Consider the following 21,585-nt stretch of genomic DNA (forward strand, 5'->3'; position numbering starts at 1 on the left):
AAGTTCGGAAGAGAATATTCGTATTACCCCAATGAAAAATTCCATGTCTGAAATTTCATTAGAAATATTGAATTCAAATGAGATTTGTTACAAAGAAATCGACACTTTATTTAGTTCGGCTTCAAATGAAACCTTATTTCATCACCCGAAATTCCTCTCCTATCATGCCAATGCAAAATTCCCTGATGCCAACTGGAGACACTATCTATTTCGAGAAGGTTCTCGCCTGATTGGATATCTTCCCGGTGCACTGGTAATGGAGGATTCGGGTTGTATTTACAAAAGTCCATTTGCTTCATCTTTTGGCGGACTTGTTTATGGGAACTTAAACTTTGCTCAAATTGATACATGCCTTGAAAAGTGGTGGCATGATCTTGATCAACAGAATATCCAACGAGCTGAAGTAATTCTCGCTCCGTTACCCTATAGTTCCCCCAATTTTTGCGAAGGGGTTGAATTTAAGCTGAACCAACTCGGTTTTCAGCTAAAAGCACCTGAACTTTGTCTAATAGTGCCAATAGACAAACACTCGGAGTTCCCTAGACAGCTATTTCGAAATAAAGACTGGCGATACTTAAAACAGGGAAGAGAAAAGCCCGGCAGTATTATCTACTCTCAAGAGCTAAATGATATCAAACGCTTTTATCCTGTTCTATTGGAAAATAGGAAAAAGCATGGAGTGCTTCCTACACATTCTCTGGAAGAAATTATCTGTTTACACGAGCTTTTTCCACACGCACTTCATCTGTTTTTAGCAACTGTGGATGAAAACGTGGTTGCAGGTATTCTGGCATTTCAGACCAATAAAAGGGTTCTGAATGCTTTTTATCAAGCGAGTAATGAACAGGGACGCAAAATACGAGCTATGAATTTCCTTTGTGCCGAAGTTTACGGTTGGTCTTTAAGTCAATCTATTGCTTGGGTAGATTTAGGGTCATCCTCATTCGGACTTGAAGCTCATAAAACTCTGATCAATTTCAAAGAGAGTTGCGGCGGACGAAAATTTTTACGCAAACGCTATATCTGGCATCGCAACAATTATTCATAAAGGTATTTGGTGTTATATGAGACTTTTTCTTCTAGGCACAGGAAGCCTCTTTGAGAAGCTTTTTACTATTCTTCCCGATGCAGGGATAAACATCGTTGCTGCTTTAAATAGTAATCCTGAATCTCGATTTGCTGAATATTGCCATCTTCCTACGATTCGTTGGCTTCATTCAATCGACGATCTTGCTGACGACGAAGTAGACCTATGTTTTATGTGTGATTACTTACGCCTCCTTCCGGCTGAGTTTGTCAAAAAATACAAAGTTTTAAACAGTCATGGAGGACTTTTGCCCAAATACCGAGGCTATCACGGTAATGGATGGGCTTTCATCAACGGGGAAACCGAAATCGGTTACACCATTCATCGAGTAGACTCAAGCCTTGACGGAGGTCCGATTATTTATCAAAAGAAGTTTTCCGTTAATCCAACGAGCACATTTTCGGAGATTAAATCGAAGATAACTTGGGATATTGAACAAAACTTGGCAAATGTATTGAACGACTACTTTAAAGGAAAATTGAAGGAGCAGCCACAAAACGCCCAAAAAGCCACCTTCGTCGCCCGTCGCCACATCAGAGACTGCTACATTGAATGGGAGCGCAGTTCAGTTGAGATCGAGCGTTTTATTCGAGCACTAGCACCTCCCTTTGCACCTGGCGCGTTCACTGTATTTCGCAATCAGAAGCTGGTTATTTTGTCCGCAGAACTCTTTGAAACAGAAATTTACTCCGAAATACCGGGACATGTCGTCTATCGAATTGAAGGACAAGGCATTCTAGTTAAAACAGGTGATGGCGTTCTTCTGATGAAGGAGGTTGAGTATCAAGGCAAAAAAATACATTCTCTAGATCTATTTTCAACTACAGGATATCGGCTAGGTCTTGATCTAGTGGGGGAAAAACTCTCTCAACTTGGAATATATTAGAAGGTAAAGGTAATAGATAAAATGCAAAATAAACGAATTTTAATAACAGGTGGTGCTGGTTTAGTTGGTTCTCATATTACCGATTTACTGGTAAAAGAAGGAGTATCAGAAATCATTGTTTTAGATAACTTTACACGCGGATGTCGTGATAACCTAGCTTGGGCGCAGACACATGGACCGTTAGTAGTTGTAGAAGGAGATATCCGCGATCGCCAACTCTTGGCTGATATCATGCAAGGTGTAGATATCGTCTTTCATCAAGCAGCCATTCGGATTACCCAATGTGTCGAAGAACCACGACTGGCTTTAGAAGTGTTAGCAGATGGCACTTTCAACGTTTTGGAAGCAGCAGTCAAAGCAGACGTAAAAAAGGTAGTTGCAGCTTCATCAGCTTCTATTTATGGCATGGCTGAAAATTTCCCCACTACTGAATCTCACCATCCCTACAATAACCGCACCCTCTACGGTGCTGCCAAGACTTTTAATGAAGGCTTATTACGCAGTTTTTATGAAATGTATGGACTAGATTATGTAGCACTACGTTATTTTAATGTCTACGGTCCACGCATGGATATTTACGGTGTTTATACAGAGGTATTGATTCGCTGGATGGAGCGCATTATCATAAATCAGCCACCATTGATTTTTGGTAATGGTGAGCAAACAATGGATTTTGTGTATATCGAAGATATCGCTAGAGCCAACATTTTAGCAGCCAAAGCCAATGTCACAGATGAGGTTTTCAATATCGCTAGTGGTGTGGAAACCAGTTTAAATGATTTAGCTAATAGTCTGCTAAAAGTAATGGGATCTGATCTGAAACCGGAATATCGCCCAGAACGTAAAGTTAACCCCGTACAACGCCGACTAGCAGATGTGAGCAAAGCTAGAGAATTATTAGGTTTTGAGGCACAGATATCTTTAGAAGCAGGGCTACATCAGCTAGTTACTTGGTGGCGAGAACAAAAGCTGGCAAAGGAAACGAGCAATGTCTGAACAAATGCAAAATCTCCCCATTGCTAAACCTTGGATTGGCGAACCAGAGGCAGAAGCCGCAAAACGCGCTATTATGTCCGGTTGGGTGACTCAAGGACCAGAAGTTGCCGAATTTGAACAGGAGTTTGCAGCCTATGTAGGGGCAAATTATGCCTGTGCTGTTTCTAATTGTACTACGGCTTTGCACTTAGCACTGTTAGCTGTAGGTGTGCAGCCGCATGATGAGGTGATTACTGTCAGTCACTCTTATATTGCCACTGCTAATAGTATTCGTTATTGTGGTGCGATTCCAGTCTTTATAGATATTGAACCGCAGACATACAACATCAACCCGGTGTTAATTGAAGATGGGATTAGCGATTCCCTTCGGGATAGCTCCGCTTCACGCACCCGTGCTATTCTAGTTGTTCATCAGATGGGAATGCCTTGCGACCTCAAAGCTATCTTAGATATAGCGCACCGTTACAATTTACCAGTGATTGAAGATGCAGCGTGTGCCATTGGTAGTGAAATACTTTGGGATGGAAAGTGGGAGAAAATCGGTAAACCGCATGGAGATATAGCTTGCTTTTCCTTTCACCCCCGCAAGGTAATCACTACTGGCGACGGTGGCATGATCATCACTAATAATTCTGAATGGGATCAAAAATTTCGCCTTTGGCGACAACATGGAATGAGTATACCCGATACCGTGCGTCATGGAGCTAAACAAGTCATATTCGAGTCTTACCCAATATTGGGTTATAACTACCGGATGACGGATATTCAAGCAGCAGTCGGACGGGAACAACTCAAACGCCTACCAGAAATAGTAGAACGTCGTCGTTACTTAGCAGAGAGATATTACCACAAGCTTGCAGATATACCAGGGTTAAAATTACCAACAGAACCAGCTTGGGCAAAGAGTAACTGGCAAAGTTACTGTGTACGTCTCCCTGATAGTTGCAATCAGCGCCAAGTCATGCAGGTAATGTTAGATGCTGGAGTTGCCACCAGAAGAGGAATTATGTGCGCTCATCCAGAACCAGCATATCAGATGGAAAATGGTCTGTATGGGGGCGATCGCCTAACTGAAAGTGAACAAGCTCAGGATCAGTCAATTATTTTGCCATTGTTTCATCAGATGAGTGAGCAAGAACAGGATCGGGTAGTTGAGATTTTGAAAAGAGTTTGTTTGGTTTGAGCATCCTGAAGAAAAAAATTAATGACTATCAAGGAAGAAATTGTATGAACAATATGACAAAGCCAAAGCTGGTTTTTTTTCAATGGAATCATCAGGATACATCCATTTTTGTACAGATGCACATGAAACAACACGTTAAATGCCTATCAGAGTTTTTTGAAGTTATTGTAATTAACGAAGATTGTGATTATCGCCAGATTTGTGATAAATATCAACCTGATTTAACACTATTTGAAAGTGGCGTTTCATATTCTGCTTCTCGTAGACTCTATATTAAGAATACTTCTGCTTATTCAGAAATACCCAAATTAGGATTGCATAACGGAGACCCTTGGTGTATTCGCCGTGCAGGATTTATTTCTGATATGGAAAATTGGGGTATAGAAACGTTTTTTTCTACTGCTACAACTATAGGTGAACACACGCCAGAAATTGCTGAAAATTTATTGATTTGGCCAAATTTTATAGATGCCGATATATATCGAGATTATGGTCAAAAAAAAATTATCCCAATATTAATTAATGGTAGTACAAGTAATCTGTATCCGTGGCGGCAAACAATTAATAAGATTATTTCTCAGAACTATCCTTCATTAATTTGTCCACACTTAGGTTATTCCAAGCCCTCAGAATGGCGAATGCTTTATGGTGAGCAGTATGCTCGCACAATCAATACTTCTTGGTTTGCGCCGACCTGCGGCACAGTAGCAAAAGAGGTTCTGCGTAAACATTTTGAAATTCCCGGTTCTAAATCTTGTTTAATTACAGAAAAAAGTCCCACACTTGAAGCGGCAGGTTTTATTGATATGCAAAATTGTGTTTTTGCTGATGAACACGATATATTAGATAAGCTGAATTATTTATTTCAACACCAAGATGAGCTTGAGAAAATTACTAATGCTGGTTATCAATTAGTTCACTCTCGCCACACATTGAAACAACGAGATCAAATTTTCCAATGGTACAATTTGTATAAAAATCTTAAACCCAGTCAAAAAATTGTTCAGTCCGGTCTTTTTCAGCCACTAACTATTGTAGAAAAATCATCAGATCAAAAAAGTTATCATATTATCTGTAATGGTCTAGATATTTCGCTGATTAATCAAGGAGATGAAAAGCTTTGGGCTGGAAAATACAACGAAGCAGAAGTTTTATATCTCAAATGTTTAAATTATATATCTTGGATGCCGGAACCAAAATTAAAATTAGCTCTGTGCAATCTCTATAAAGGAAATGCAAAAACAGCACTTGACTGGATTGCTTACCCAATCAAAGATACTCTTGAGAATTACAAAGCCTCTACTCCTGATCCGGTAGAGTGGTCTTATTTCCTGATTATTCTTATTTGTCAAGGCAAATTAAATGAGGCTATTAAACATAGTGAACAATTTCCATCTCTGAGTCATCCTGAACTTAATCGTACTCGTTGGATTATTAAAATGTTAAAGAATAAAGAATATATCTTACCACCCATTGAGCAAACAAAATACAGAGCTACTATTCATCAACTACCAAATCGCAATTTAAATGAATGGATTGGCAATATATACATCATGCTTACAGCCTCTGGGCAGTTTGATTTGAGAGAACAATTGAGAGAAATTATTTCCTTAAAAGCTCAAGATTTTAAAAAAGAAAACAGTAATTTTAGGGGCAATAAAAAATTTTTTATTAAAAGTAGTTTATTCACAAAAATAACCAGTCTGTTTTCACTACCAAGTACAGTGGAGCCTATTCACATTCTATTTAAAAATCGCTTAAAACGATTATGTGGTAACTTCTTACGTCGCTTAGAATGTAGATTTGGTTACTTTCTGCCCTACCATGTATCAGAAAAGAGGAATGATGAATTATTTCATACTATTCAATATCTAACACAGTCGGAAAATATTAAGACAGCACTGATTATTGGAGCGTCTAATCGAGAAGGAAGCACCGAAGCATTTTTAACCGGAATTCAGCAAAATTTTAACAAGCCAAGTGTATTTTGCATAAATATTCCATTGCCTCAATTCATAAAATTGCAAAAGCAATATGCCAATCATTCTGTTGTTAAATGCTATCAATTATCCTCCGCTTCCCAAAAGAATTTTACGCATGAAATTGAAAATGTCATCCAAAAAATTAAACAAGAAAATAAACTTGAGTTTTTTGATATCGTATTAGTTGATGGCTCTGAATTGTCTGCCAGAACAGAATTGTATAATGAATTACAAACAGTAAAATTTATTATTCTTGATGACATAAATAGTGGCTTTAATCAGCCCAATTACTTCAGTCTTGCAACGAATAAAACCCATATTGTAGATACTGAAAATATTAGCTTACGTAATGGATATGCAATATTCAAAAAAATCTAATGGATTATATTTATCCTCCCAAGAACAGCTATTATTTTCATTATGCTTGAGTAGCGGTTAATACAGAAATTTGTCAGTAACTTCAAAGAATTATTGTCATGTTAAATCATATCTGTACAATCAGCTAAAAAAGTTTTAGACAGAAGTTTAGCCACCTGAAATAAGAGCATGGTAGTAATTAGGAGAGAGAAAAAATGTCTTTATGTGAAGTTAGAGTTCCGACTTATAAACGACCGCACTTACTCAAAAGAGCATTATCGAGCTTAATAGCACAAACCTACAATAACTGGAAATGCCTCGTTCTCGATGACTCTCCTGCTCAAGAAGGCAGATTAGTTGTCGAATCTTTTAACGATGATAGAATGATTTATCAACCTCACCCTATCAATCTTGGTCGAACCAAAAATCTTGACTACGCTTTTTCATCATCTAATTACATTGGTGGATTATATGCATTTGTACTAGAAGATGATAATTATCTTCTGCCAACTTTCATTTCTGAGAATATTCAGTCGCTAGAAACTCACAATGTCAACATAGTTTTAAGAAATGCAGAAATTAGATTGCAAATAGATGAGGCATCAATTCCTACAGGTAAAACTAATCTGGGAAAATGGTATAGACAAGGGCTGTATACTCCTTTTGAAATTTATGCACGTCTATTTTTTTGTGAGGGTATTACAAATAGCGGGTTGTTCTGGCGCACTGATAAAATTCGCTCAAATCTACAGGTTGGATCTCAAGTTAAGGACGCTCTGCATCAAGAATTATTTAGAAGTTTGCAAATCAAAGATCCAATATACTTTGAATCAACTCCATTATCCGTATTTACTTTATTTGAAGTCCACGACCATATTGAAAATAAATCTGGTCTTTCCAAGAAAATAAACCTTATTCAATATAGGCGTGGAGTTCAATCTATTCTAATTCATTTAGTCAATAAATATGGCTGTAAAATTGTTAAACAAGCCCAAAAGATTGCTATGATCACTGCTTCTGAAGATATCCTAGAAAATCGCTTACTTGAGACTTTTTATCTGAATTACCAGTTCCAAAAAACCAACAAACTTAGAGCTATACATAGTCTATTTCGACATTTTTTAAGATTCTTAATACTTCCAGATCCCTACAAGGCTATGTACGACAAGTATCTGTAAATATTCAGATAATTTGGTGTCACAATGTTTTAGAGGTTGTTTGAAAAGTATTAGATGAAACCAATAATCTTCAGCAACCTAACCCCCCTTCCCCCCTTCCCTACGAAGGAATGGGGGTTTCAAAGCCTCTCCCCGCGTCGGGGAGAGGTTTGGAGAGGGGTTTATTTATACATTCAAAACTTTTAAAACATCCTCTTAGATACAAAATAATTAGATGCAAAATAAATACAAAAACCAATGCTTAATTTTCTCCCCAAGCTATTATATATTACAAAAGGCAATCACAAGTCGCTGATAGCGATGCTTTTACTATTCATGCTGATTTCCGGGTTAGAAGTTTTTGGAACTGGCATGATTAGTCCTTTCATTACCATTGCTGTTAATCCAGATGCTATCAAAAATATTTACTGGTTAAATTTAATTTATAACCAGATTAATTTTCAGTCTGAACAGCAATTTATGATTTTTCTAGGATTGGTAGTTGTTACTGCTTTTTATCTGAAATCATTTTTAGCTTTTAATGCTCAAAAAACAGTATTCAAATTCAGCCATAGCTTAAAAAGAAACCTATCTTATAATCTTCTAAAAGCATATATTCAAGCACCCTATAGCTATCATTTACGAATGAATTCAGCGACGCTTATTCAAAACATCACCAACACAACAGATGCAGTTTCTATTGGGGTAGTATCTACGTTTTTGACATTTATCTCCAATACTGTAATTGTCCTAGCATTAATGCTGCTTTTAATTAAAACTAATGCGATCGCCTTAATTCTCATTGGCGTTTTATTACTTATTTCTTTTGGATTGTTGCATCCCATGAAAGAGCGTTTAGCTCGTTGGAACAAAGATGGATTTCATGCTTATGGTGAGATGATTCGCATTACAAATCATGGACTAGGGGGTTTAAAAGAAACTCGTGTTATTGGTTGTGAATCTTATTTTGAAGAGCAAATGGAAGAGCAGTCCAAAATTTACGCCAAATCTACCACTTTAAGAGATGCTTATGGTAATCTTTCCCGCTTTGTACTTGAACCTTTAATGATGAGCTTCTTAATTGGCTTTACCTTTTTATTTATCAACTTAAATCAAAATGAGACCCAAAACCTGACAGGAGTTTTAGGTATTTTTGCACTCGCATCAGTTCGTCTAATGCCAGCAGTGGGAAATTTAATTTCTGGTATTAATGTGATTAGAGGTAACAGTTATTCCCTTGATCGGCTATTTTTTGACATGAAAGAGTTAGAAAAAGAAAAACTGATAACTGGCTTTGATTATGCTAGTCATTATAAAAAATTAATTTATGGACAAAATCAACAAAGGTTGTTATTCTTAAATGAAGTTATTTTAGATAGGGTTACATTTCAATATCCAAACACTACAAAAAATGTACTAGAAGAGATTTCCCTATCTATTCGCAAAGGAGAATCTATTGGACTCATTGGTAAATCCGGTGCTGGCAAAACTACTTTAGTTGATGTTATTTTGGGTCTTTTTATCCCTCAATATGGAGATATCAAAGTTGATGGGGTTTCAGTTTATAGCAATTTACGTGCCTGGCAGAATATGCTTGGCTATGTTCCCCAATCTATATTTTTGATTGATGATACCCTGGAACGGAATATTGCATTTGGGGTTCCTGATCATTTAATTGACTTAAATAAATTAAAGAAAGCAATTGAGATGGCTCAACTTAGTGAATTAGTTGAGCAACTTCCAGAAGGTGTGAAAACTGTCGTTGGTGAACGGGGAGTTCTTTTATCGGGAGGACAACGCCAAAGAGTTGGGATTGCACGGGTGCTTTATCACGAAAGAGAAATCCTAGTTTTTGATGAAGCAACTGCCGCTCTCGATACTGAAACAGAACATCTGATTACTGAAGCGACAAAAGCTTTAGCTGGTAATAAGACAATCATTATTATTGCTCATCGCCTTTCAACAATTGAGCATTGTGATTGTATTTACCAACTTGAACAAGGTCGAATTATTAAATCAGGCAGTTACCAAGAAGTGATTGTAGGAAGATAAAACTGATGTTATTTGTCATTATTGAAGCCTGAGAAGCCCATAGAAACAAAACATCTTCAATTTTATTTTCGTATGATATGAAACCAGTATTTAAATTTCGCAAAAATTTCGTACACAAGAATTTTTCTTATTCCTTGTTCCCTGCCATAACGAGTAATTTCACTAATTTAATCAAAACAGATTCCTATATTCATTCAGGATGAATTAGCAATGAGGATAGCTTACGTTACCACTTTTGATGCCAGAAATCTAACCATTAACAACAACTGGTCTGGAACTGGCTATTACATAGCCCAATCTCTGGCAAATCAGTTCAGTACTCTAGATTACATTGGTCCTTTAACAGATCCTTTTAATTTAAAAGCTGTTCGCAAGCTAAAAAATCACTACTATAAGCTATTCCAGAACAAAGATTATCGAAAAGATGCTGATCCTTTGACTCTCAAAAATTATGCAAGGCAGGTTGCAAAAAAAATGAACTGTATCAAATCAGATATTGTTTTCAGTGCCACGGTTAATCCAATTGCTTACCTTGAATGTGAGCAACCGATTGTATTTTGGGCAGATGGAACGTTTGCAAATATCCACAATTTCTACCCGCACTATAGCAATTTACCGCAAGAGGTTATTAAAGACTGGCATCGTATGGAAGAGCTTGCTTTACAGAAATGCAAGCTTGCCATATATTCATCCGATTGGGCAGCCAAATCTGCAATCTATAATTATGGAGCCAATCCTACTAAAGTTAAGGTTGTCCCCTTTGGTGCCAATATTGAAAGTTCTTTTACATTTGAGACCATTCAGGATGCAATTCAATCTCGACCTACAGATCAATGTAAGTTATTATTTATTGCCGTGGATTGGATACGAAAAGGGGGAAATGTTGCGTATCAAGTAGCTAAACAACTAAATCAGTCCGGCTTAAAAACCGAGTTAACTATAGTTGGTTGCCAACCGATGATTGATGAACCCCTCCCAGACTTTGTTAAATCTCTCGGTTTTATTAGCAAATCTACAGTTGAAGGCAAAAAGCAGATTCATAACCTGATTTCGGAATCTCATTTTTTGATTTTGCCAACACTAGCTGATTGTACACCAATCGTATTTTGTGAAGCGAATTCTTTAGGAGTTCCTTGTTTATCAACAACAGTTGGCGGCATTCCGACAATGATTCAAAATGATGTGAATGGTCGCCTATTTCATAAAAATGCTGCTATCTCTGAATACTGCGACTATATTGCTTACTTGTTCTCTAATTATTCAGATTATAGAAATTTAGCAATTGCTGCCTTTAACGAGTATCAATCACGGCTGAATTGGTCAGTAGCAGGGAAAAAAGTCAAAAATTTGCTTACAGAATACATCGTATAGGTAAAAAATAATGTACGCATTTCGCAATTCAATTGCTGCTTTATCTCGATCTACACCATATTTCCAGGGTAAGCGTCGTTTAGGAAACATTATCAGTCGTTTATTGACTAACTTCGATAGCGATCAAGAGTGTATTTCAACTGTAAAAATGCAAGATGGAAGCTGGATGCAGTTAGATGTGCGGAGTAGAACAGAGCAGTGGCCTTATTGGACGGGATTTTATGATAACGACATTTTGGCAAGATTATCAAGTTGCCTACAAGAAAAGAGTATTGTTTTTGATGTTGGCGCTCACGTTGGATTTTATTCAGTAGCATTAGGTCGCAAACTACAAGCATTAAATGGTCAATTGTATGCTTTTGAACCAGTAAAATCTAACTTTGAGAGGCTTACTACCAACATATTATTAAATAGTCTTGAAGGAATTGTATCAGCCCACAATATTGCACTTGGTGATGATGAAGACATCATAGAGATGTCTATGGAAAATGACAACAATTCTACAACCGGTAATGCAGTAATGGTTAAAGGAGAAATTCCAACTCATTATTTTGGCATGAATTCAACGGCTCGTTTGACAATGCTGGATACTTTTGTGAAGGAACAAGGGGTAGAAAACTGTCACCTGCTCAAGATTGACATTGAAGGATCTGAAGTTATGTTTTTCCGTGGTGGCATATCGTTTCTTAGTAAAACTCGTCCCATTATCTATGGCGAATTTAACAATTATTTCTTACCAAAGTTTGGACATTCATTTCTAGATGTAGTAGATATTGTCTCCAGTTGGAACTATCGCTTTTTTCAACAAACTCACTCATGTCAATTTGTTGATATCAGGGAAATTAAGCCCAATCTTGAGAATATTTTACTTGTCCCAGCAGAAACATCAGACTGGGTTTTGAATCAATTGGGAGTAGTCTCAGCATAAGTGAATAGGCACAGAAGTGGCACTCATCAGTTTGACGGACAGGCTTACCACTTAAAGATTGGCGTTTCTTTAGGAATAACAAATATGACTGAAAGCTTACTGGTTAGTATTATCATCAATAATTACAATTATGCTTGCTTTCTAGCAGAAGCCATCAATAGTGCCATTAACCAAACCTATCCTCACATTGAAGTTATTGTTGTTGATGATGGTTCAACTGATAATTCCCGTAATATTATTGCTGGATATGGTAATCGCATCATCCCCATCCTGCAACCTAACGGTAAACAAGCTGCTGCTTTTAATAGTGGGTTTGCCAAAAGCAAGGGCGACATTATTATTTTTCTAGATTCTGATGACTACCTGTTTCCCCAGACTGTTGAACGGATTGTTGCAGTTTGGCTGCCCAATCTTTCCAAGGTGCATTACCGTTTGGAAGTGGTTGATGCAGATAGGCAATCCTTGGGTTATACCTTCCCCCAAGGAGGTGAACCCCTATCAACGGGTGAAGTCTGGAAAACATTGCTTGATGTTGGCGGTTACGTCCGAGTTCCTACTAGTGGTAATGCACTCAACCGCAAAGCACTGCTACCTCTTTTTCCCATTGCTGATGATTACAAGCTAACTGCTGATGATTACCTGTCAGTGCTTGTCCCATTTGCTGGAGAAGTAGCAGCAGTAGAAGAACCTCTGGGAGCTTACCGGATTCACGGTAGCAATCAATGGGCATTAGCTACAGTAACTAGCGATCGCTTACATCGTTTTATTCGACATGACCTAGTAGTTTATAAATTGTTGCTTGATAAAGCCAAAGAACTTGGTTACGAATTACCGCAAGACTTTGAATTACGTTCTATGGCAAGATTTCAGGTTCGTCTGGCATCTTTGCGTTTAAACCCGGAGAACCATCCAATTGAGCATGACCAATTGTTCTATCTAATTAGTTCTGGTATTCAGAGTATCTGGAAATATACGACGTTTAGCTGGCAGAAACAATTAATCTACACAATATGGTTTCTTTGGACTGGGTTATTGCCATTACCTTTGGCTAAACCTGCTATTACCTGGTTCTTCACTCCCCTTTTTCGACCTCAGCTGCTTAAAAAAATTTATGCCTCCGTTAGCTAAGAGGTAGCTATGACTCATTCACCATTTCAAAGACTTCTGAATCGACGAGATTTTCAGCGTAATCCATTAAAAGCAGTAATGAAGAGGCTTTGGTGGAGACTTCGCTGGAAAGTGACTGATCAACCCTACGTAATTCCCTTTGCCGAAACGTTGAAAATTGTCATTCCCAAAACTGGCTCTGGAGCTGCTATTTATTACCAAGAATTTTCAGAACCCGAAACCGCAGATTTTTTGCTTCGATTCCTGAGACCTGGCATGGTAATGTTCGATATAGGCGCTCATATTGGTGAGTACACACTGCTGGCAGCAAAAATAGTCGGAGCATCTGGCCAGATATATGCCTTTGAACCTCAATCCCATTTGTTTCCTATTCTTAGTCAAAGTGTGGAAATGAATGGCTTTACTCAAGTTGTTCTCAATTGTGCTGCGGTTAGTGACTATGTAGGTGAAATTGAGTTTCAGATTCTTGACGAACCCACATTGTCATCAATTCGGAAGCAGGTAGTATCTGAGCAACTAGCGAAAATTGTTTCTGTTGACTGTACCTCGTTAGATGACTACTGGCTAAATCAAGAGCGCAAAATTGACCTGATCAAAGTAGATGTTGAAGGTGCTGAGAAATTTGTTTTTCAGGGCGCAACAAGGTTATTAAATTTGCCTTCCCATCTAGCACCAATCTGGATTTTTGAATATGCTCCTAACAGTTATGCGGACTTTGGCTATCAATCGCTTGAGATTTTGCAATTGCTCAAACAATATGGCTACGAGGTTTATCAGTATTGTTGTGCAGGACATCTAGAAATTTTCAATCCAAATGCACACTTGCCAGATATTATCAACTTGATTGCTACAAAAGATCGACTATCTCTTCTTGCCCAGATTCAGGGTCAGGAATATTTGCCTGTTATTGATAAAAAGGTAAATGTTAAAAATAGGGAGCATAGCGTGAGATGACTACAGCCTCCATTCGTGTCTTATTTATTAGTCATGCTTACGTTGTGGGAGTGAATCAGGGCAAATTAAATGCGATCGCCCAAACTGGCAATATTGAAGTCGGTCTTCTAGCCCCTAGTAACTGGAAAGCTTTAGAATGGAATCGCCTCATCCCATTAGAAACCCCCAACTCTTATATCCGCACCTACTCCGCTCCTGTTTTATTTAGCGGCCGTGGAGGCGCACATATTTATGCCCCTTGGACATTGTGGCAAGTGCTGAATGATTTTCGCCCCGATTTGGTTCAGGTAGAGGAAGAAGTTTTTTCCTTATGTGCATTTGAGTTTGCCATCTGGAGCAGATTCATAGGTAAACCCCTAGCTATTTTTGGTTGGGAAAATATTGATCGCCACCTATCTTTTCCCCGTCGCTGGATCTGTCGGTTTGTCCTGAATACTGCCAGTCTCATACTTCCAGGTAATCAGGATGGAGCAAAAATTATGCGCCGTTGGGGTTATAAAGGTTTGCTAGAAGTGATACCGCAAATGGGTATTGATCTTGAATTATTCACACCCCGTCCACAAAAAACCAGCGACCTGTTTCACATTGGTTTTCTGGGACGGTTAACCCACAGCAAAGGCATAGACCTGATTTTAACTGCTGCTCACTATTTACGCCAACAGGGTTTCAACTTCCGTATTCTCATTTACGGTTCTGGTGGGATAGAAGCACAACTGAGGCAAATATCCCAGGATCAAGGGGTAGCAGATTGGGTGATATGGCAGGGTGCTGTACCTCACAAACAAGCACCAGAGGCGATCGCTCAGTTCGACGTGCTAGTGTTACCCTCCCGCACTACTCCTGAATGGAAAGAACAATTTGGTCATGTCCTAATTGAAGCAATGGCAATGGGAGTTCCCGTAGTTGGTTCTGATAGTGGAGAAATTCCCAATGTGATTGGGCGATCAGATTTGGTTTTTCCAGAAGAAAATACTCAGGAACTAGCAAGCATATTGGCACGGTTGATTGAGGATAGGAAATGGTATCAAGAGATAAGGAATTATTGTCTGCATCGGGTAAATCAACTTTACTCCCATGAGCGCATTGCTGGTCGTCTCATCTGTTTATGGCAGAAAGTATTACAGCAAAAAAATAGTGAACTGGTTCTGAATTAGGAAGTGAAACAGATGTCACCGTATGTCTTTTGTGAGGTAGACTTTCAATGCGGTTAGTAATTGTTCGCAGAGAAACAGGTGTTGCTCTGAGCATGGATGTCTACGCTGACAATTTAGTTGCCGAATTAAAAGCAATTCGTCCAAATTGGGAAATTGTTGAGGTTGCACCACAACCCTGGAGCCGAAACCAAGAAAACCTGTGGCACTCTGGAACTGGTATTCGCAAGTATTATAAGCGTTTTTGGCATCATCCCCAACAAGTATCTCAAGTAGAAGGAGATATTTATCACATTATCGATCATACCAATGCTCATGTAGCCTATTGGTTGAAAAAGAAAGGTAAACCTATTATTGTTACTTGTCATGACTTAGTGCATTTTGTCTATCCAGAAATTCTCAAGGGAGAATCCCGTTTTCCGGCTTTAAGTATGGCATCCTGGAAATTTTCAGTACGAGGAATGGGTGATGCTGATTGTATAGTGGCTGTTTCATCAAATACAGCTAAAGATGTTCATGAAAAACTGGGTATTGAATTACAGCGAATTGTCGTAATTCCCAACGGAGTTGAAGTTTCGTTTTGTCCATTACCATCTGAGAAAATCAAATCTTTTCGGCAACAGTATCAGCGATCGCCTGAAGAAATATGTCTACTAAATGTTGGTTCTACTCACCAGCGTAAGAATATCATCACTGTTTTGAAAGTGTTAAAAACTTTAAAAGATCAGGGATTATCAGTACGTCTTTGGCGAGCAGGAGGCAAATTTACAGCAGAGCAAATAACCTTTATCAAAAAACACAATCTTCAACAAGATATTCTGGATTTTGGTACTGCTGATAAAAACATTTTGATTCAACTTTACAACGCAGCAGATATTTTATTAGCACCATCTCTTTATGAAGGGTTTGGTTTGACGATTATTGAAGCAATGGCCTGCGGACTACCTGTAATTACTTCTCAGGTATCGTCCCTACCAGAAGTAGTGGGAGATGACGGAATACTTGTCGATCCCAATTCTCCGCAAGCTATCGCCGATGCAGTATTTCATTTGAACAAAAAACCCGATCTTTATCATGACTTAGTTGAGAAAGGATTTGCCAGAGTCAAATCTTTTACTTGGCAAAATGCCGCTAAAAAGCTGGCAGTCATTTATGAAAAACTTTTGCAACCAGGCTAAAGATTTAAGGACGTTGAAAGATGAAAATCTTGTTATCTGCTTATTCGTGTGAACCGGGAAAGGGGTCTGAGCGTGGTGTGGGCTGGAATGTTGCTAAAGCAGTTGCTCAATATCACGAAGTTTGGGTGCTGACCCGACCAGATGAAAGCAGGGAAACCATTGAAGCAGAACTAATTCGTAACCCAGAACCGAATTTGCACTTTGTCTACTTTAACCTGCCTATCCTTGGTAGTATGTGGAAGTGGGGATTTGGTTTGATGCAACTGCACTATTACCTTTGGCAAATTCAAGCCTACGTAGTCGCCCGTCGTCTGCACCAAGAAATCAACTTCGACCTTGCCCACCATATCACTTTTGTTAAATACTCACGTCCTAGTTTTCTGGCATTCCTTCCCATTCCCCTAGTGTGGGGGCCAGTAGGTGGTGGTGAATTTGCACCCAAGGCATTTTGGCAAGATTTCAGCCTCAAAAATAAAATTTATGAGCTAGTACGTTTACTAGCGTGTTGGATATTTGAATTCGATCCCTTTGTTCGGTTCACTGCAAAAAACAGTGTGGTCGTCAAGACAACGACGGAAGACACTGCTGCCAGAGTGCGAAGTATGGGGGTAAAGAATGTGTCGGTTGAATTGGCAATTAGTCTGCTGAGTGAGGAAATTACCACTCTCGCTCGATACGCCTTACCTGGTAAGACACCAATCCGGTTTATTAGTATCGGTAGGCTATTACACTGGAAAGGGTTTCATCTAGGGTTGCAAGCCTTTGCTCAGGCTAATTTACCAGATGCCGAATACTGGATCGTTGGAAATGGACTAGAAAAACAAGCACTTCAGCAAATGACTGCAATGCTCAAGATTTCTCATCAGGTTAAATTCTGGGGTGAACTTTCTCGTGAGGAAACCTTGCAAAAGTTGGGTGAGTGTACAGCATTAATTCATCCTAGCCTACACGATTCTGGAGCAGGTGTATGTCTAGAAGCAATGGCAGCAGGTCGTCCAGTTATTTGCTTGGATTTGGGAGGACCAGCAGTTCAAGTTGCCAGCGATACAGGCTTTAAAGTTACTGCTACCACGCCTAAACAAGCTGTGCGGGAAATGTCCAAAGTGATCGCTCAATTAGCAGGCGATCGTGAACTGCAACAGCGCATGGGAGAAGCAGGACGCAGAAGAGTCAATGAAGTGTTCAATTGGGAAATAAAAGGTCGTAACTTAGCAAAGCTTTACCAGGAAATTGCTACTCAATCTCACCTGAAAAACCTATCAGTACCTTTAGCCACAATATCCACCTTCACCAGCAATCAACCTTCTTCTCACTCATCACCTTAAATCACTTTCAATACTCTTTTAGTGAGCATATATTTTTGTCAAAGGAGATATTCTTATGCAGCCAGTAGAATACTACCAAGAAAATGGCTATGTGATTTTTCGTAACTTAATTTCTATTGATTTAATTGATCAACTTCTAGAACGATATAGCAAAGAAATTGTACCTTCTTGCTATCCATTCTTTCGGCAAAATACAAATCGCTACGAAGTTAATCGTTTGAACGAGTTTGGCTATGTTGAACAGTCTTTTCTAGATATTCATGACTATGATAAGTTTCCTGAGTTTAGCAATATTGCCAAAGAAATTTATTGTAGTAATTCACTCCAAGATGCCCTCAGACAAATCACGGGTTCGCACAGTTTTAATCTGATGCAAACCATGTTATTTGATGCGAATACAGAAACTCGTCCTCATCAAGACTGGTGGTACTTAGATACAGTTCCCAATGGAAATCTAATAGCTGCATGGATTGCCTTGGAAGATATTGATGAGCGTGCAGGACGATTTTATGTGATGCCAAATTCCATTCACAACCCTGATTTTCATACTGATACTCCTAATTTATCCCATAGCGAATGGTTGCAACGTATTCAAATTTACTTTGAGGCTAATCAAGAGGATATTACAGCACCCAATTTGCAGAAAGGAGATGTTTTGTTCTGGAATTCTAAAACTATTCATGGTGCTTTGCCAACCCGTGACCGATGCTACTCCCGAAAATCATTAACTGCTCATTATATTCCATCAGAATATAAGTTTGGAAATCTTTTTACAGTCAAGGATTATATTGCCTATCAAACCTATAAAGGAGTAAATTTTTATCGCAATCAGCCAGATTATTCTTTTGCTAATGCCGTCAAATATAAGATTAAAAACTTGGCTTATAATTCTCCTGCTTTACTAAAATTAATGCGTAAACTACAGTTGGGAATTGCAAAGACAAATTATAAATAGTAAAAGACCATTGATTCTACTTTTTTATTGAATATCTTTACTCAGATATAAAGTCACCAAAAATATTGTCAGTAACAATTTCCAAATATTAAAATCGGAGCAGATTCTATGAATACATTACAGATTACTCAACAGGTGGTGAATCAATATTTTATCTGCTTGCAGCAGGCTTCACTTAAACCGATCCCCTGGAATATCTATCATACTAATTGCGATCCTGCCATAGCTACTTTAGATCCAACTTGTATTTACTTTAACAAAGTATTTCAAGAAATGGAGCAGCACTTAACAGTCAGAGGTTTGACTTTTTATCTGACCTGGGATACGGATAAACTTCCATCGTATGGAGATAATGTTGTTGCTATTTTGTTGGGAGATGAACACTGTCGTATCCCCTCCTACATTCATAAAGTACGAGCTATTTTCAAAACTTTGACGACGCGCTTAATGATGAGAGAGAATTTCTTTCTCCAACCTTCCTACCTAAACTTAATGATTCTGATACAGTTTTTGAGAAGCTGGTTAATTCGTACTCCAGGGTTACTTAACTTTTGGTTTCATAGGTTAATAGGAGCTAAAATTGCACATATTTATGATATTCCACTTGGCTACTACAAACAGGATGATTTACCAGTAAAAGATATAGTAGAACGTCAATACGATATATTTTTTGCTGGCAGCTTAATGCCTAATCATCCTATTTTGTCTTGGCGATACTGGCTCAGAAACCCTAAAGATATTGTTAGGAAACAAATGCTATCTGCTGTTAAAAAACTCCCAACAAAGTATGCACAACTCAAAATAGCAGTAAGTACAACCAATGATTTTGGACTAGAAGGAAAATTCTACACAGATGAACGAAGTTACTCAGAAAAGTTGATGGATACAAAAATATGCCTTGCTCCTCGCGGTACGGTATTAGAAACCTTTCGTTTTTTTGAAGGTTTAAGGTATGGCTGCATTGTTGTGGCACAAGTTTTACCAGACTCCTGGTTTTATCAAGGTTGTCCTGCAATTCAGCTATCCGCTTGGAATGAGTTGGAGCAGATAATTGAAGGCATACTACAAAACAAAGAATTAATGCAAATACAGCAAGAAAAAACTCTAAAATTTTGGCATGAAAAGTGTTCAGAAGTGTCTGTAGGTAACTTTATGGCAGCAAAGCTTAACTCACCATAAAGGTTAGAATAATTGGCAATATTCCAATCTAATCATCATTCTTAACTACATAAACAAAACTCCAATTTTTCCCATACCAATGTTTAAGGAGCTTTACATTTCAAAAGCCTATATCAACTATAGGAATCCGGTTTGGTTTCTGAATTTATTTGTGTAAGCAGGAATAGGGTTGTAGAGGATTTGGGTGTACAGAGTTTTGTTCAATAATCAAATAGGAATCAAATAGGACTCCTATATGCTGATACTACACTACTGAATTACCAGCATTATGTTTTTACGATTATCTGCAATTAAAAAACAGAAAACACAAGTATTTATTGATAACACAACTTTAATTATCTTTGCCTTTTGCACAGTTTTCTACTCACGAATTTTTTGTTCAATTACTAATGCTCCTTCAATCCTTAACCTTGCTCACTTCGTAGTTGTTCCGTTTGTATTAGTGGTTGTATTATTGACAACTCGCACAAAAGACCAAAAACAAATTGCAATTGCCTATTCTTTTCTATTTGGACTTTTTATTTTGCTAGTAGTAGTTTTGGCTAGTGCTTTGTGGAATCATGCAGGTTTCATTAACGCCATTGTTACTTTCATGATGCTTGGTGAACCCTTCATGTTCCTACTCGCTATTTCTTGTATTCCCATGTCTGCTAAATCTATTACACGCATGAAGAAGTGGCTCATCTGGTCTGCTGTGATTAACTTTTTACTTGCTGCTATCCAAAAACCCTTAATTGACTCAGGGAAACTCTACGCTGACGGATTGAATGGAACAGACGGATGTGGCGGAGTATTTTTTGTTTCTGGGGCAGGAAATTATATATCCGCTTCGGTATCAGTTGCCTTTGCTCTCTACTTCTTTACCAATGAAAAGACTGTTCCACTATGGATGAGAATTACGGTAATTCTTGCTGCTTTCTGGCAGATTCTTTTTTCTGATTCCAAACAACTTCTACTTGCCTATCTGATTGCTTGGGGTTCGCTGATTCTACTAAATTTTCAGGATCTTAGTCAAACTATCAAACTTCTGATTGCAACCTTTATTTTCGGATACGGATTTCTTTGGTGTGTACAAAACTTAGAAGCGTTTGCCGGATTTTTGGCCTGGGCGCGACCAGAACTCTACGGACAAGATGGTGAGGCTTGGTATGCTAAATTTTACTCAGTACGCTCTATTTTATCTCATTATCAATCCTCTCTCAATTGGTTGTTTGGTCTCGGTCCAGGACATACTGTAAGCCGACTGGGAGTATGGTTTCTCAAAGATTATTGGTCAATACTTAGACCACTAGGTGCTACCACCAGTCCCATTGGTATTGAAGGAATGGAGTTTGTGAATAGTTTTTGGCTTTGTTATAGTTCCAGTCTTTTTAGCCCTATTTTTGGTTGGGCTGGAATATGGGGAGATATAGGAATTTTGGGTGTAGGAGCTTACCTATTCCTATGCAGTTTAGTTTGGCAACATTTTGGTCTAGATGATTCTTTGAAAGTAAGTCTGTTAGCTGTTATTGTTCTTGGTTTTATTTTTACTCAAATGGAGGAACCAGGCTTCATGCTTTCGCTGGCATATATATTAGGACTTTCATGGCAAAAACAACGACTGAGGAAACAGACAAAACAGGCTTCTAGAGCAGTACCGCAACAATGGGTGACGCTTTAACAATACAAGTCCTCGAAAAAGCTCGATATCGTAACATAGTTAATCATAATCTCTTG

The 21,585-nt window shown here is 38.3% G+C and carries 17 protein-coding genes; all 17 read left to right on the forward strand.

The window, feature by feature from the left end; genetic code table 11:
* The first annotated feature begins 43 nt into the window (after window positions 1-43).
* Window positions 44-1,048 carry a GNAT family N-acetyltransferase gene (locus H6G06_RS24165; RefSeq protein WP_190564602.1) on the forward strand — a complete coding sequence of 335 codons (1,005 nt, stop codon included), beginning with the start codon at window positions 44-46 and terminating at the stop codon, window positions 1,046-1,048.
* 16 nt (window positions 1,049-1,064) lie between these two features.
* The gene (locus tag H6G06_RS24170; RefSeq protein WP_190564603.1) at window positions 1,065-1,973 is read left to right on the forward strand and encodes a methionyl-tRNA formyltransferase; all 909 of its coding nucleotides are present in this window, start codon (window positions 1,065-1,067) and stop codon (window positions 1,971-1,973) included.
* A gap of 21 nt (window positions 1,974-1,994) precedes the next feature.
* Window positions 1,995-2,969 carry an NAD-dependent epimerase/dehydratase family protein gene (locus H6G06_RS24175; RefSeq protein WP_190564604.1) on the forward strand — a complete coding sequence of 325 codons (975 nt, stop codon included), beginning with the start codon at window positions 1,995-1,997 and terminating at the stop codon, window positions 2,967-2,969.
* Window positions 2,962-4,152, forward strand: coding sequence for a DegT/DnrJ/EryC1/StrS family aminotransferase (locus H6G06_RS24180; RefSeq protein ID WP_190564605.1), 1,191 nt, complete (start codon window positions 2,962-2,964; stop codon window positions 4,150-4,152). Before H6G06_RS24175 ends, H6G06_RS24180 begins: the two co-directional genes overlap by 8 nt.
* A 44-nt stretch (window positions 4,153-4,196) precedes the next feature.
* Window positions 4,197-6,512, forward strand: a complete 2,316-nt coding sequence (locus H6G06_RS24185; protein WP_190564606.1) for a glycosyltransferase — start codon at window positions 4,197-4,199, stop codon at window positions 6,510-6,512.
* Between the two features lie 194 nt (window positions 6,513-6,706).
* Entirely contained in the window at window positions 6,707-7,669 is a 963-nt protein-coding gene (locus H6G06_RS24190; RefSeq protein WP_190564607.1) for a glycosyltransferase family 2 protein, read from the forward strand.
* A gap of 237 nt (window positions 7,670-7,906) precedes the next feature.
* Entirely contained in the window at window positions 7,907-9,700 is a 1,794-nt protein-coding gene (locus H6G06_RS24195; protein ID WP_190564608.1) for an ABC transporter ATP-binding protein, read from the forward strand.
* A gap of 210 nt (window positions 9,701-9,910) precedes the next feature.
* A complete protein-coding gene (locus tag H6G06_RS24200) occupies window positions 9,911-11,071 on the forward strand; it encodes a glycosyltransferase family 4 protein (RefSeq protein WP_190564609.1) in 1,161 nt (386 codons plus the stop codon).
* A gap of 10 nt (window positions 11,072-11,081) precedes the next feature.
* Window positions 11,082-11,999: an FkbM family methyltransferase gene (locus H6G06_RS24205; protein WP_190564610.1), complete on the forward strand. Its 918-nt coding sequence runs from the start codon at window positions 11,082-11,084 to the stop codon at window positions 11,997-11,999.
* Window positions 12,000-12,083: 84 nt separating this feature from the next.
* The gene (locus tag H6G06_RS24210; RefSeq protein ID WP_190564611.1) at window positions 12,084-13,127 is read left to right on the forward strand and encodes a glycosyltransferase; all 1,044 of its coding nucleotides are present in this window, start codon (window positions 12,084-12,086) and stop codon (window positions 13,125-13,127) included.
* A 9-nt stretch (window positions 13,128-13,136) separates the two neighbouring features.
* Entirely contained in the window at window positions 13,137-14,081 is a 945-nt protein-coding gene (locus tag H6G06_RS24215; RefSeq protein WP_190564612.1) for an FkbM family methyltransferase, read from the forward strand.
* Window positions 14,078-15,235, forward strand: coding sequence for a glycosyltransferase (locus H6G06_RS24220; protein ID WP_190564613.1), 1,158 nt, complete (start codon window positions 14,078-14,080; stop codon window positions 15,233-15,235). The genes H6G06_RS24215 and H6G06_RS24220 overlap by 4 nt, the downstream gene beginning before the upstream one ends.
* A 47-nt stretch (window positions 15,236-15,282) precedes the next feature.
* Window positions 15,283-16,410 carry a glycosyltransferase family 4 protein gene (locus H6G06_RS24225; RefSeq protein ID WP_190564614.1) on the forward strand — a complete coding sequence of 376 codons (1,128 nt, stop codon included), beginning with the start codon at window positions 15,283-15,285 and terminating at the stop codon, window positions 16,408-16,410.
* Window positions 16,411-16,430: 20 nt separating this feature from the next.
* Complete coding sequence (locus H6G06_RS24230) at window positions 16,431-17,735, forward strand: glycosyltransferase family 4 protein (RefSeq protein WP_190564615.1); 1,305 nt, start codon at window positions 16,431-16,433, stop codon at window positions 17,733-17,735.
* 55 nt (window positions 17,736-17,790) lie between these two features.
* Window positions 17,791-18,690: a phytanoyl-CoA dioxygenase family protein gene (locus H6G06_RS24235; RefSeq protein WP_190564616.1), complete on the forward strand. Its 900-nt coding sequence runs from the start codon at window positions 17,791-17,793 to the stop codon at window positions 18,688-18,690.
* Between the two features lie 108 nt (window positions 18,691-18,798).
* Complete coding sequence (locus tag H6G06_RS24240; protein ID WP_190564617.1) at window positions 18,799-19,869, forward strand: glycosyltransferase family 47 protein; 1,071 nt, start codon at window positions 18,799-18,801, stop codon at window positions 19,867-19,869.
* Between the two features lie 268 nt (window positions 19,870-20,137).
* The gene (locus tag H6G06_RS24245; protein ID WP_190564618.1) at window positions 20,138-21,529 is read left to right on the forward strand and encodes a hypothetical protein; all 1,392 of its coding nucleotides are present in this window, start codon (window positions 20,138-20,140) and stop codon (window positions 21,527-21,529) included.
* Window positions 21,530-21,585 lie beyond the last annotated feature (56 nt).

The organism is Anabaena sphaerica FACHB-251, assembly GCF_014696825.1.
GTDB lineage: Bacteria > Cyanobacteriota > Cyanobacteriia > Cyanobacteriales > Nostocaceae > RDYJ01.

What these genes read in the sequence shown, in the direction of transcription:
- H6G06_RS24190 (WP_190564607.1), top strand. Translation starts at nt 6,707, where the DNA reads ATGTCTTTATGTGAAGTTAGAGTTCCGACTTATAAACGACCGCACTTA.
- H6G06_RS24165 (WP_190564602.1), top strand. Translation starts at nt 44, where the DNA reads ATGTCTGAAATTTCATTAGAAATATTGAATTCAAATGAGATTTGTTAC.
- H6G06_RS24215 (WP_190564612.1), top strand. Translation starts at nt 13,137, where the DNA reads ATGACTCATTCACCATTTCAAAGACTTCTGAATCGACGAGATTTTCAG.
- H6G06_RS24230 (WP_190564615.1), top strand. Translation starts at nt 16,431, where the DNA reads ATGAAAATCTTGTTATCTGCTTATTCGTGTGAACCGGGAAAGGGGTCT.
- H6G06_RS24240 (WP_190564617.1), top strand. Translation starts at nt 18,799, where the DNA reads ATGAATACATTACAGATTACTCAACAGGTGGTGAATCAATATTTTATC.
- H6G06_RS24245 (WP_190564618.1), top strand. Translation starts at nt 20,138, where the DNA reads ATGTTTTTACGATTATCTGCAATTAAAAAACAGAAAACACAAGTATTT.
- H6G06_RS24235 (WP_190564616.1), top strand. Translation starts at nt 17,791, where the DNA reads ATGCAGCCAGTAGAATACTACCAAGAAAATGGCTATGTGATTTTTCGT.
- H6G06_RS24180 (WP_190564605.1), top strand. Translation starts at nt 2,962, where the DNA reads ATGTCTGAACAAATGCAAAATCTCCCCATTGCTAAACCTTGGATTGGC.
- H6G06_RS24170 (WP_190564603.1), top strand. Translation starts at nt 1,065, where the DNA reads ATGAGACTTTTTCTTCTAGGCACAGGAAGCCTCTTTGAGAAGCTTTTT.
- H6G06_RS24175 (WP_190564604.1), top strand. Translation starts at nt 1,995, where the DNA reads ATGCAAAATAAACGAATTTTAATAACAGGTGGTGCTGGTTTAGTTGGT.
- H6G06_RS24205 (WP_190564610.1), top strand. Translation starts at nt 11,082, where the DNA reads ATGTACGCATTTCGCAATTCAATTGCTGCTTTATCTCGATCTACACCA.
- H6G06_RS24200 (WP_190564609.1), top strand. Translation starts at nt 9,911, where the DNA reads ATGAGGATAGCTTACGTTACCACTTTTGATGCCAGAAATCTAACCATT.
- H6G06_RS24225 (WP_190564614.1), top strand. Translation starts at nt 15,283, where the DNA reads ATGCGGTTAGTAATTGTTCGCAGAGAAACAGGTGTTGCTCTGAGCATG.
- H6G06_RS24220 (WP_190564613.1), top strand. Translation starts at nt 14,078, where the DNA reads ATGACTACAGCCTCCATTCGTGTCTTATTTATTAGTCATGCTTACGTT.
- H6G06_RS24185 (WP_190564606.1), top strand. Translation starts at nt 4,197, where the DNA reads ATGAACAATATGACAAAGCCAAAGCTGGTTTTTTTTCAATGGAATCAT.
- H6G06_RS24210 (WP_190564611.1), top strand. Translation starts at nt 12,084, where the DNA reads ATGACTGAAAGCTTACTGGTTAGTATTATCATCAATAATTACAATTAT.
- H6G06_RS24195 (WP_190564608.1), top strand. Translation starts at nt 7,907, where the DNA reads ATGCTTAATTTTCTCCCCAAGCTATTATATATTACAAAAGGCAATCAC.